Source organism: Psychrobacter sp. NPDC064578 (assembly GCF_044901245.1).
In the GTDB taxonomy this organism is placed as follows: domain Bacteria; phylum Pseudomonadota; class Gammaproteobacteria; order Pseudomonadales; family Moraxellaceae; genus Psychrobacter; species Psychrobacter cibarius_C.
The window spans coordinates 29540-42184 of record NZ_JBJDPI010000006.1 but is presented as its reverse complement, the minus strand read 5'-3'; the positions used below and the strand labels follow the sequence as shown (position 1 = coordinate 42184).

The window sequence follows — 12645 nt, the reverse complement described above, 5'->3', positions numbered from 1 at the left end:
TATTCATGGTTAGAACCCATGACAGTATTGCTAGGGAGAAATGAAGAATAAGAGAAGTAACGAATTTCAGGTGAATAAGATTTCTATTATAGACAATAGAAGATCATAATTTTAGACAGTTAAGAGCAATTAATAACGGCTATGCGTCGTGGGCGCCGTAGATACTTGTACAAAGGTCTCGTTCGGCTTAATCAAACCCAAGTCTAAACGAGCGTGCTCTTCCACTGCCTCAAGACCAGTTTTTAAGTCATGTACATCAGTACGCAATAAGTTATTTGCTGCCACTTGGTTTTCGTTTAAGCGTTGTTGTTCTTCGATTTGAGTCAGCAATTTATTATGCTCAAAGCGACCATTTTCGCCCAGCCAATACTGATATTGCAATCCCAAAAGGACGGCAACGGCTAGAGCAAGTAGCATAAATTGGCTAAAGTATTTCATAAGATAATAACGCCGAACAACATAGAGACAATAATAAAAATAAAAAACCAGCTAAGCTTGCTAAGCGATATATCACCATATTAATGATGACATATCGCCTAGCTGTAGCAAGAAATCTGGCTTGTTAACCACGTAGACCGATGAACTCTTCACGACCACGATAGCTTGCACGTACTTGTTGCTCGATACGTAACAGCTGATTGTATTTCGCCACACGGTCTGAACGACATAGTGAGCCAGTTTTAATCTGACCAGCAGCAGTACCAACTGCTAAATCTGCAATGGTGCTGTCTTCAGTTTCACCTGAACGATGTGAGATAATAGTTGCATAGCCATTTTTCTTCGCTAGATAGATCGCATCTAGCGTTTCTGATAAAGTACCGATTTGGTTAAATTTAATCAAAATTGCATTGGCAATATGCTTATCAATACCCTCTTGCAAGATAGCAGGATTGGTCACAAATAAATCATCACCAACCAACTGAACTTTATCACCAATCTGCTCAGTCAAATATTTCCAACCATCCCAATCAGACTCGTCAAGCCCGTCTTCGATAGAGATAATAGGATATTGACGCGCCAAGCCGACTAGATAGTCTGAGAATCCTTGGCTATCAAAGGCTTTGTTGCCTTCGCCTGCCAAGATATATTGACCATTTTTATAAAACTCACTAGCCGCACAATCTAGCGCCAAATGAATGTCTTCGCCCGCTTTATAGCCGACTTGCTCAATCGCTTGCATAATAACGGTGATGGCTTCTTCATTGCTACGCAGGTTTGGCGCAAAACCACCTTCATCACCAACCGCAGTATTTAAACCTTGTGATTTCAACACAGATTTCAAGCTGTGGAAAATTTCTGTACCAGCACGCAATGCTTCTGAGAAGCTGGTGAAACCAACAGGCTCAATCATGAACTCTTGGATATCAACGGTGTTATCCGCATGCTCACCACCGTTCAAGATGTTCATCATCGGTACAGGCATCGTCAGCGACGTCTGATTGCGCAAGTTTGCAATATATTGATGTAATGGCAGATTTTGTGACTTGGCAGCGGCTTTTGCAGTGGCAAGAGACACCGCTAGCATGGCATTAGCACCAAGGCTGTCTTTGTTTTCTGTGCCATCTAGCGCAATCATTGCATCATCAATGCCTTGCTGTTCGGTGACGTCTTTATCCATCAACGCGCTGCGAATTTGGCTATTGACGTTAGCAACGGCTTTCTTAACGCCTTTACCCATATAGCGACTTTGGTCACCATCACGTAGCTCTAATGCTTCACGTGAGCCAGTAGAGGCACCACTTGGCGCAGCAGCACGGCCGATAGTGCCATCAGCTAAGATTACATCAGCTTCGATGGTTGGGTTACCACGCGAGTCTAAAATCTCACGGGCGCGAATGTCTTTAATTGCGGTGACGTTGGTGGTTTCTTCAGCGTACATAATGTCTGTTAATTCCTTTGGTCATGCCAAGTTTGTGGGATAAATAACGGCAACTAGAATACAAAAAAGATAAAGCAAAATATCGTATAGTGCTATGCTCAAACCAGCTTTGCTTATCTATATAGTCAGCAAGTTTTGAGCAGGATTAAAGGTGGTTTTAATACTTTAATCGTCAGCTATAGTGCTTGGCATCATAGCATAAATTTTGCCAAACTTCCCTTATCTTGCACCGACTGGCGCTGATAAAATCACACTTAGATAAACAAATTACCAATTATGGATTTGTCTCAGCACCTATAATATTAAAAGCCATATGACTCTTATACTTTTGTTAGACGTTCTGTTTTAGCGTGGGAGCCAGATACTGTGTTATCCAGCTCAACCTTTGTTTTAAATTGGGTCAAACGTAAGGCATTCATTAATACAGAAATAGAGCTAAGCGCCATCGCAGCGGCGGCAATCATAGGGTTTAAGAAACCAAAAGCAGCCAGCGGAATACCAAGGCAATTATAAATAAAAGCAAAAAACAGATTTTGCTTGATGTTGCGCACTGTTGCATTAGCTATTTTTTGCGCGGCATCAATATGCATCAGTGACTCACCCATCAAGCGTGCAGACGCACTATGCTGGGCGACATCTGTGCCTTCAAACATGGCAAAGCTTGCATCGGCAGTTGCCATCGCTGGTGCATCGTTGACACCATCACCTGCCATTGCAACTTTATGACCAGCCGTTTGCAACAAGGCAATTTGACTGGCCTTATCGCGTGGGCTCATTTTACCATAAGCCTGCTCAATACCCAGCTGCCCTGCCACATGATCGACCACAGACTGCTTATCACCACTCATCAAAATGACATTAATACCTGCGTCTTGCAGCGCAGTAATAGCCTTCGGAGTATCTACTTTTAAGTCGTCAGCTAATGCAAAAGCACCCAAAGCTTCCTCATTAATACTAACGGCAACGGTACTGGCAATTTGCCATACCTTTGGCATCAGCTTAGGCAGTGTTAAATTAGCAAATTCTGCGGTACCGACTTTCACTATACCTAAACCTTCAATATTTGCCTGTATGCCAGCGCCTTTAATGACACTAATATCAGTCACATTCATCAACGGCAAATTTCGCTCAGTAGCCGCGTTAACCAATGCTGTTGCTAGCGGATGACTGGCATGTGCTTCAACGCTTGCGGCAATTTGTAACACATCATCGACTGCGATCGATTTATCCACCATCACATGGTCTACGATAGTCGGCTTACCAATGGTCAAAGTACCTGTTTTATCGAGCACTACTGTATCGATGTTGCCTGCCGCTTCAAGGCTTTGTGCGTCTTTGAACCAGACACCATGACGAGCAGCAACGCCCATACCAGCCATGATAGCGGCTGGCGTTGCCAAACCTAAAGCACAAGGACAAGCAATGACCAACACCGAGACGGCATGCATCAAGGCAGTATCAATCATCCCAGTCAGCCACCACGTCACTCCAAAGGTGATAAGCGCAATGGCAACGACGACTGGTACGAATACTGCCGTCACTCTATCGGCAAGACGGGCTAAATTGGCTTTTGAGCCTTGGGCATCGCTGAGGGCTTGTACCATATCACCAAGCTTTGTATCACTACCTTTAGCACTGACGCGGTATAACAAGCTGCCATTTTCAACCAACGCCCCTGCTAATAATTTATCTCCCACTTCTTTTTTGAGCGGTACCGACTCACCCGTTAAGTGACTCTCGACACACCAGCCAGCACCATCGATAACCACCCCATCGGTTGCAACTCGGCTGCCTTGCTTGGCACGCAAAATATCACCAACTTGCACGTCTTTAAGAGCAACATTATGAAAATCACCATTAGGCTGCTGCTGTTCGACTTCATCGGGCGTTAAAGACAATAATAAATCGATACTATTGAGGCTGTGTTTTTTGGTGCGCTCTTCTAGATACTTACCCGTACGTACAAAAGCAATGACCATGACGCCTGCTTCAAAATACACCGCAGGAATGCCATCCGCACCGTGACCACCAGCATGACCACTTTGCAGCAAACCGTTTAAAGTGCCATCGCCATGGGTCAGCCACAGATAAGTGGAATACGCCCAAATAGTCACGGTACCAATGACGACTAGCACGTCCATATTGGCAAGACCACCTTTGATAGACGCCCAAGCGCTTTTGTAAAATGGCAAGGCAAATCCAAACTGTACAATGGTCGCTAATATAAACTGAATCCAAATCGGCGGCATCCACGCCATACCCTGACCAACGAGCATGCCTGCCATACCAACTAAAAATGGCACCAAACAAACCCATAACCCAATCAAGCGCCATGGGTACTGAGTCGCGGTATCTTCGTCTGTTTTTGCAAACAAACTATCGGCCGCCTGCAAATTGGCAACGAAGCCTGTTTTATTTACCCATTCTGTCACTTGTTCAGGCGTTGTCTGAGTCGGATCATAATCAACATTAGCGGTCTCGCCAGCGAAGTTTACACTCACCTCGTATACCGACGGCTTTTTGTTGAGCACCTTCTCAATTCGTGAGGCGCAGGCTTGACACGTCATCCCCTCAATTGCTAGCTGCAAATGTGCACGCTGCGGCGCGAGCGGCGTATTGGATTGAATATCAGTTTTTACATCGTAGGCGTCATGATTGTCGGTTTGGGTAGTATCATTCATAAATAAAACTCGGTATGGCGTTTATGCGTTATGGCGTTATAAAGTCGTCTGAGCTAGGATAGCAACTCAATGGATGGAATATCTAAGTCAAATAAATAGCACACTTTTAAATTTAATATTGGTATGGTCACACTGAATAATGAGTACGCTACTATCAATAATTTTTAACCATTAAAAAACCAGCCTTGATAGCCGGTTTTTTAATACAAATGAAGCAGGTTAAGCATTAGCAACAGTGGCATCAAAGCCTGCATCGTCGATAGCAGCAGCAATTGTTTCTACACTGGTTTTGCTATCATCAAAAGTAACCGTCGCTTGATTATCTGCCAGCTCAATACTGATATCGTCTAAGCCATCGATATCGGCAGTGGCGTTATGAACACTGGCCACACAGCCACCGCAAGTCATGCCATCAATTTTGATAATACGTGTTTGGTTTGCCATGAGAGGCTCCTTATTTTTGTAACTGAGTTTTTATAGGTAAATACTTTTATTAAAGAACTGCTTTTATAATTGTCTTTTTAAGACGGCTATCTTTTAAGACCTTATAAAAATAGCACTTAACCAGCTTAAGCCCTATCACGGTTAACAACAAGACTCTTTGGTTATCACTTTATTAATAGAAACGTAAATAATGGAACTGTAAATAATGGAACCGTGAATTTATGCCTAAGTGACAGACAATAGCGCTTATTTTAGAATAACGTCTAATCATCATGACGTGGGTTTTGCGGTGCATCAAGAGGAAACGGCTGGGTCACATAATCGACCGTACTGATTGCCGCCGTAAACGCATGGATACTGGTGTCTGTATCTTCATAACGTATGGTGGCAACATTATTATCAGGATTAAGCTCGATGGCCGTCACCCCTGTGATATTTTTCAGCGCTGTCATCACACTCTTTAATCCTTCATCATCATCGATATTTTCGATACTGACTGTTGCTGTTTGCATCGCCATGATCTCAGCCTCTTATTGTCTGTGAATACATTAATGGGTATCTAACACCTCAAAGCCTTTGACCAAGTCATCAATTTGCTTCAGCTGACGCAAAAACGGCTCTAACTGACTCATACGTAGCGCACACGGACCATCGCATTTTGCAGTCTCTGGATTTGGATGCGCTTCTAAAAATAACCCTGCAAGTCCTGTCGCCATCCCTGCTCGTGCCAATGTTGTGATTTGTTCACGGCGTCCGCCCGCACTATCGCTACGGCCGCCTGGCTGCTGTAAGCTATGCGTCACATCAAAAAATACGGGGATATCCATCTGCTTCATGGTATCAAAACCAAGCATATCAACGACCAAATTATTGTAACCAAAGGCACTGCCGCGCTCACAAAGGATCAACTTATCGTTACCCCCTTCAAGGCATTTGTTAACGATATGACGCATCTCATGCGGCGCTAAAAACTGTGCTTTTTTGATGTTGATAATCGCATCTGTCTTCGCCATCGCATGTACCAAATCTGTCTGACGTGATAAGAATGCAGGTAATTGAATGATATCTGCCACTTCAGCAACGGGTGCCGCTTGATAAGGTTCGTGGACATCCGTGATAATAGGCACTTGGAATTTTTCTTTGATTTGCCCCAGCCAATCAATACCCTGCTCTAATCCAGGACCTCGATATGAGTGCAGGCTTGAACGGTTGGCTTTATCAAAACTGGCTTTGAAGACATAGCCAATCCCCAAACGCTGACATATTTCGACATATTGCTCTGCAATCTCGAAGGCCAATTCCTTTGATTCCAAAACATTCATACCACCAAATAACACAAATGGTTGGTCGTTACCGATATTAAGAGTATTGCCATTTGGCGTAGTAAGTTTGATATGTGATTGCGCCGTTGATAAATGTTCCATGAAGTCGTTACCCTCTTTATTGTTATTAATATTTCTATCCCGTATTGTAACCGATAGACTCAGTAAAAAAAGGGGTTAAGCGTAATTGCTGACCAACCATTAGAAAAATTGTCATGTTTATTGCTTAAAAACAATCTCATTCATAACCACAGTCATAAAATGAAACGCAAAAAAAAGACCAATCCGAAGATCAGTCTTTTTTATACATGTAAGTTTTTATACATTAACGATTATTTGTTTTCGTTATAGTTCTTAGCCGCTTTTACAAAGCTGTTGAACAGTGGATGACCACCGCGTGGCGAGCTGGTAAATTCAGGATGGAACTGTACGGCGACAAACCAAGGATGATCAGCAATCTCGACCGATTCTACTAGATGCTGCTTGGCAGAATAACCAGATATGGTCATGCCTGCTTGCTCTAATGGTTCGATATAGCGATTGTTCATCTCATAACGATGGCGATGACGTTCAGTGATATTTTTGGCGCCATAGATTTGGCTAAGCTTGCTACCAGCAACCAATTCGGCTTGCTGCGCGCCTAGACGCATGGTGCCGCCAAGGTCAGAGTCATCGCTACGAATCTGCAATTCGCCGCGCTCATCTAACCACTCAGTGATGAGACCAATGATAGGCTCTGCCGTTTTGCGATCAAACTCAGAAGAATTGGCATCGATTTTGAGTACATTACGCGCGTACTCAATCACTGCTAGCTGCATACCAAGGCAAATACCTAAATATGGCACGTTGTTTTCACGAGCATAAGTGATGGCTTTTATCTTACCATTGGTACCACGTTCACCAAAACCACCCGGTACTAGGATAGCATCAGCGTTGTGTAGCTGCGCCAATAAGCTGTCATCGTCTTCTAGACGCTCAGCATCAACATAGTCAATTTTGACATCGGCTTTATGAGTGATACCAGCATGCAGCAGTGCTTCGTTGATCGACTTATAAGCATCAGGTAACTCAACGTATTTACCAACCATCGCTACCGTAAGGCTCATTTCAGGATTAAGCTGCGCTTCAACCACTTTGTCCCAATCACTCAAATCTGCTTCTGGTACATCTAAACCAAAACGCTCACAGATCAAATCATCAAGATCCTGCTCATGAAGCGTGCGTGGAATCTGATAAATACTTTGCGCATCTTCACACATAATAACCGCACGCTCTTCCACATTGGTGAACAACGCTATTTTGCGACGGTTGTCTTGCGAGATGTGGTGATCAGAGCGGCAAATCAATATGTCAGGCTGCAAACCGATAGAACGCAGCTCTTTTACTGAATGCTGTGTTGGTTTGGTTTTGGTTTCGCCTGCACTAGCAATGTAAGGAACTAGCGTCAAATGCATCAGCATGGCTCTATTGCGACCAAGCTCTACTTGCATTTGGCGGACGGCTTCCATAAATGGTAGCGATTCGATGTCACCAACGGTACCACCAATCTCAATAATAGCGATATCATAACCTTCACCACTGGCTAAAATTTTACTCTTAATTTCATCAGTGATATGCGGAATAACTTGTACTGTACCACCAAGATATTCACCACGGCGCTCTTTATTTAGCACGTTTTGATAGATACGACCACTAGTAAAGTTATTGCTCTTACTCATTTTTGAATGGCGTAAGAAGCGCTCATAGTAACCCAAATCTAAATCAGTCTCTGCACCATCTTCGGTGACGAATACTTCGCCATGCTGGAATGGGCTCATCGTACCTGGATCGACATTGATGTACGGATCCATCTTGGTCATCGTGACGGTCACGCCACGGGCTTCTAAGACCGCTGCAAGAGAGGCTGCGGTGATACCTTTTCCTAGTGAGGACACTACCCCACCGGTCACAAATATAAACTTGGTCATAGTACTCTGTCGGTAATTGGTAAAGAAGGATTTTACTAAAAATACATCAAAAAATATAGGGCAAAAGCATAAACTCTTTGAAACATTCAAGTTTTAGTACTTAGCTATTATAACGCACTACCCACTCAAAAAGGATATAACAAAAAAACTCACCCCGAAGGATGAGTTTTTATAATCAGATTCTAATGCTTAGATTAGAATTTGTATTCTAGACCAGTACCAACTACGAATACTTCAGCATCGCCTTTTACCTTGGCAAGTATGTCTTTATTAGTAATAGGATCTTTAACACCAGTGTTATACATAGTATTAACGTTATCAGCATTGTTCATACCAGCATAGGCATGCATGATGATATTGTCTTTAAAGAAGTACTTACCGCCAACAACGATCTGATCTGATTCAGCGTTATCAATACCAGCTAGATTGTCAGTCTTGTTGTACTGAGTGTAAATAGAAGCTGGACGTGCAAAGTTAGCTAGCGCCATTTGAGCACTCACAACTAGACCTTTTTCTTTTTCAGAACCAGTAAAGTCATAATCTGCAACCTGATACAAAGCACCGAGTGTTATAGGGGCTGCGATGTATTTTCCTAAGTCTACAGTGGCCGTACCACGGATGATATCACCATTGATGTTTTGGTCTTTGTCATAAGCCACACCAGCAGTGAAGCCTGTACCTTGGTCAAACATCATTGCAACACCGAAGCCCGCATCATTGTTGAAATTATCATCATCAGAGCTATACATAGCATACAATTCTAATGGTAGGTTATTGTATTTTGGTGCAGCCCAGATCACTGAGCTATTAATACGACCACTATCAGCCATATTCAACGCTTCAACAACGTCGTCTTCCATTTCATTCGTACCCATGTTATCCCAATAGCCTTCGTTAACAACAACGTTGTTAATTTTGTCTAGGCTAGATTGGTTTTTACCAACACGGAACTCACCGAATTGCTTGTTATTAATACCTAGGTATGTATCACGGTTAGAGAAAGTATCATTATCACCATCGATGCTTGTGCCATACTCTAATTGATAAATAACATCAGTATTAGCAGTCATGGCTTCAGAGCCTTTGAAACCTAAACGTGAAGAATGAGAGTTGATTTCTATTGTATCTTCATCAAAGTCATTTACATTACCAACTGAATTATATTCAGCATTAACGTAGTCGGCAGCTAAGAATGCTTTACCATAAACAGTTGGTGCTGCATTGGCTGCAGATACAGATAGGGCAGCAACTGCTGTAGCTAAAAGTAGTTTTTTCATGGGGTATCTCCACTTTACAATTTTAGTAATAAGCTAGCTATTATTAGCTGGTGCTCATAATGGTATCGTCACAAATCCTCAAAGATATAATGTGTAACTGGCTACCGAGATTAGTCAGAAACAAGTGTGGCGAAGTTCTATTACAGTAAGATGAAAAAAACAATGACTTACATAACTGGGATTAAAAAGTAACTGCCATGTAATCTTAGGTCTTTATCGCTCCGTTGCGTAACATCCGTTACCAAACTCATACTTCGAATACAAGCATAACAACTTTGACATAATTTGCAACATTTTTTTTAGATTTTTAAACCCAGTATTTGTTGAATGCCATATCTACTATAGAATGTAGGTCATTGTAAAAAAATCCCTATCTGCTCAAATAGATAAAGATACTATTGATTAATATAATTACCAAGAACTTGAAACTAGCGTAATGAATACTCTTTCATTAACAAAAATAAAGCCGTACTTGTTCATTAACAAGTACGGCTAATAAAAAATAATAAATGTGGTTTATGACATACTGACAGTCACAATTGAGATCGGAAAATTACTACAAGAACAGTAAAAAAGGTATTTTCACTGCTCTTGTTTCCAGACTATAACCTTAGTCAATGGCTATCACAGACTTCTTATTAAGTATAAAAGCCAATAACAAGCCTCATTTAGTCATGACAGTATCATAATAGAATGTCAAGTATGCCATATTCTAATATTAACCTGCGCAATATTAGCAGCCTGCTTTTAGATCAAGACGTGCCTGATGCAATAATGGCTCAGTATAACCACTCGGCTGCTCACGACCTTTAAACACTAAGTCACAGGCCGCTTTAAAGGCATAAGAGTGGTCAAAGCTATCTGCCATCGTCTGATAGTCGCTATCGCCTGCATTTTGCTCATCCACCACTTTTGCCATACGCTTCATCGTATCCATCACTTGCTGCTCGCTCACGACATCGTGATGCAACCAGTTGGCAATATGTTGACTTGAAATACGTAAAGTCGCACGGTCTTCCATCAGACCCACATCATTGATATCCGGCACTTTAGAACAACCAACGCCTTGATTTACCCAACGCACAACATATCCTAAGATGCCCTGAGCATTATTGTCTAGCTCTTGCTGTTTCTCTTCATCAGTCCAATTGGTATTTTTTGCTAAAGGAATGGTCAAAATGTCGTCTAAGCTGGCACGCTCACGTGATTTTAGGCTGTCTTGAACATCAGAAACACTCACTTGATGATAGTGCATGCTGTGCAAGGTTGCCCCTGTTGGTGACGGTACCCATGCGGTACTGGCTCCAGACTTAGGATGTGCAGCTTTGGTGTCCATCATCTCTTTCATCTCGTCAGGCTTCGCCCACATGCCTTTACCAATTTGAGCAACACCTTGTAAACCAGTCTCTAAACCGATATCAACGTTCCACTGCTCGTAGGCTGGCTGCCATGCTTGTGACTTCATCTCACCCTTAGGTACAAATGGGCCTGCATTCATGCTGGTATGCATCTCATCACCAGTACGATCTAAGAAACCTGTGTTAATAAAAATGACACGCTCTTTCGCTTGGCGAATGGCTTCTTTCAAGTTGACCGTCATACGGCGCTCTTCATCCATGATACCGATTTTGATGGTATTACGCTCTAAGCCTAATAAGTCTTCTACTGCATTGAATAAATCGTTGGCCATTTTGACTTCTTCAGGACCATGCATTTTTGGTTTAACGATATACATTGAACCTTTACGTGAATTTGATAGCGCATTTTTACCTTTAAGGTCATTGAGCGTTAATAGTGGTGTAATCAAGCCATCCATCAAGCCTTCAAATATTTGTTCTTGACCATCACCCAAGTCGACCAATATTGCAGGGTTTTGCATGAGGTGACCGACGTTACGAATCAGCAATAACGAACGACCTGGCAGGATCAGCTTGCCACCATCTGGGGTGGTGTATTCACGATCTGGATTTTGCTGACGTGTGCGGGTTTTGCCACCTTTTTCAAAGGTTTCTTGCAAGTCACCATTCATGAGACCAAGCCAATTGCGATACACTTCCACTTTTTCTTCTGCATCGACGGCAGCGATTGAGTCTTCACAATCTTGAATTGCCGTAATAGCTGACTCTAGCAGCACATCTTTGATATGTGCAGGGTCGTCTTTACCGACTGGATGGTTGGCATCTATTTGAATTTCTGCATGCAAACCGTTGTTTTTTAATAAAATACCCGTTGGGCTTTCTGCATCACCGACGAAACCAACGAATTTTTCGGCATCTTTTAGCTCAGTACTGCTATCACCTTGGACAATTTCAAGCTTACCATCGACCACTTTAAAGCCGGTCGCATCGTTATATGAACCTGACGCCAATGCAAAGTTTTCATCTAGGAATTGTTTGGCATAAGCAACGACAGCAGCACCGCGAGTTGGGTTGTAACCACCTTTTGCTTCTTGACCATTTTCGTCACTGATAACATCAGTACCGTATAAAGCATCATACAAGCTGCCCCAACGAGCGTTGGTTGCGTTCAATGCGTAGCGCGCATTACGTACTGGTACGACCAACTGCGGGCCTGCAATATGAGCAATCTCGTCATCGACATTTTCTGTGCTAACTTTAAAATCATCGCCTTCTGGCAACAGATAGCCAATCTCTTGTAAGAATGCTTTGTAAGCAGGATAATCAATGTTGCCGTCTTTGGCAGGATGTTGCAGGTGCCACTGGTCAATCTGCGCTTGAATCTTGTCACGAGTTGCAAGCAATGCTTTATTGCGCGGCGTAAACTCTTTAATGACCTTTTCAAAACCTGACCAATAACTGTCTGAATCAACACCGACTTTCGGTAGCACTTCGTTTTCAATAAAGTCATACAATTGCTGGTCGATGGCAAGAATGCCTTTTTGAATACGATTGGCGTTAGAAGACTGGCTCATGTTGTTATCCTTATCTGTTCGTGAGGGGTGTGAATACGAAGTTGCTACCGCAATGATTACACATTGTCGGTCTTAGGCATCTATTCCAAATTTAGATGAAATACTAAGCAAACCTACTGATATATCATACAAGCTTGTGGTGA

Annotated in this window: 9 protein-coding genes; all 9 read right to left on the bottom strand. The window is 42.6% G+C overall.

Features of this window, described 5'->3' with window-relative positions; genetic code table 11:
- Window positions 1-129 precede the first annotated feature (129 nt).
- A complete protein-coding gene (locus tag ACI2JM_RS08370) occupies window positions 130-438 on the bottom strand; it encodes a septum formation initiator family protein (RefSeq protein WP_055125147.1) in 309 nt (102 codons plus the stop codon).
- A gap of 124 nt (window positions 439-562) precedes the next feature.
- Window positions 563-1879 (bottom strand): phosphopyruvate hydratase, encoded by a 1317-nt coding sequence (gene eno / locus ACI2JM_RS08365; RefSeq protein WP_404643512.1) that lies wholly within the window; start codon window positions 1877-1879, stop codon window positions 563-565.
- A 320-nt stretch (window positions 1880-2199) separates the two neighbouring features.
- Complete coding sequence (locus tag ACI2JM_RS08360; protein WP_404643510.1) at window positions 2200-4560, bottom strand: heavy metal translocating P-type ATPase; 2361 nt, start codon at window positions 4558-4560, stop codon at window positions 2200-2202.
- Window positions 4561-4779: 219 nt separating this feature from the next.
- On the bottom strand, window positions 4780-5004 hold the full coding sequence (locus ACI2JM_RS08355) for a heavy-metal-associated domain-containing protein (RefSeq protein WP_011280902.1): 225 nt from the start codon (window positions 5002-5004) through the stop codon (window positions 4780-4782).
- A gap of 263 nt (window positions 5005-5267) precedes the next feature.
- Window positions 5268-5522 (bottom strand): heavy-metal-associated domain-containing protein, encoded by a 255-nt coding sequence (locus ACI2JM_RS08350; protein WP_404643508.1) that lies wholly within the window; start codon window positions 5520-5522, stop codon window positions 5268-5270.
- A 30-nt stretch (window positions 5523-5552) separates the two neighbouring features.
- On the bottom strand, window positions 5553-6428 hold the full coding sequence (kdsA, locus tag ACI2JM_RS08345; protein WP_198329357.1) for a 3-deoxy-8-phosphooctulonate synthase: 876 nt from the start codon (window positions 6426-6428) through the stop codon (window positions 5553-5555).
- 230 nt (window positions 6429-6658) lie between these two features.
- Entirely contained in the window at window positions 6659-8293 is a 1635-nt protein-coding gene (locus tag ACI2JM_RS08340; RefSeq protein WP_060491652.1) for a CTP synthase, read from the bottom strand.
- Between the two features lie 194 nt (window positions 8294-8487).
- Window positions 8488-9570, bottom strand: a complete 1083-nt coding sequence (locus ACI2JM_RS08335; protein ID WP_060491653.1) for a porin — start codon at window positions 9568-9570, stop codon at window positions 8488-8490.
- A 733-nt stretch (window positions 9571-10303) separates the two neighbouring features.
- Entirely contained in the window at window positions 10304-12502 is a 2199-nt protein-coding gene (locus ACI2JM_RS08330) for a malate synthase G (protein ID WP_404643505.1), read from the bottom strand.
- Window positions 12503-12645 lie beyond the last annotated feature (143 nt).

Coding starts and splice junctions, on each gene's coding strand:
- ACI2JM_RS08360 (WP_404643510.1), bottom strand. CDS start 4,560: ATGAATGATACTACCCAAACCGACAATCATGACGCCTACGATGTAAAA.
- ACI2JM_RS08350 (WP_404643508.1), bottom strand. CDS start 5,522: ATGGCGATGCAAACAGCAACAGTCAGTATCGAAAATATCGATGATGAT.
- kdsA (WP_198329357.1), bottom strand. CDS start 6,428: ATGGAACATTTATCAACGGCGCAATCACATATCAAACTTACTACGCCA.
- ACI2JM_RS08370 (WP_055125147.1), bottom strand. CDS start 438: ATGAAATACTTTAGCCAATTTATGCTACTTGCTCTAGCCGTTGCCGTC.
- ACI2JM_RS08335 (WP_060491653.1), bottom strand. CDS start 9,570: ATGAAAAAACTACTTTTAGCTACAGCAGTTGCTGCCCTATCTGTATCT.
- ACI2JM_RS08340 (WP_060491652.1), bottom strand. CDS start 8,293: ATGACCAAGTTTATATTTGTGACCGGTGGGGTAGTGTCCTCACTAGGA.
- ACI2JM_RS08330 (WP_404643505.1), bottom strand. CDS start 12,502: ATGAGCCAGTCTTCTAACGCCAATCGTATTCAAAAAGGCATTCTTGCC.
- ACI2JM_RS08355 (WP_011280902.1), bottom strand. CDS start 5,004: ATGGCAAACCAAACACGTATTATCAAAATTGATGGCATGACTTGCGGT.
- eno (WP_404643512.1), bottom strand. CDS start 1,879: ATGTACGCTGAAGAAACCACCAACGTCACCGCAATTAAAGACATTCGC.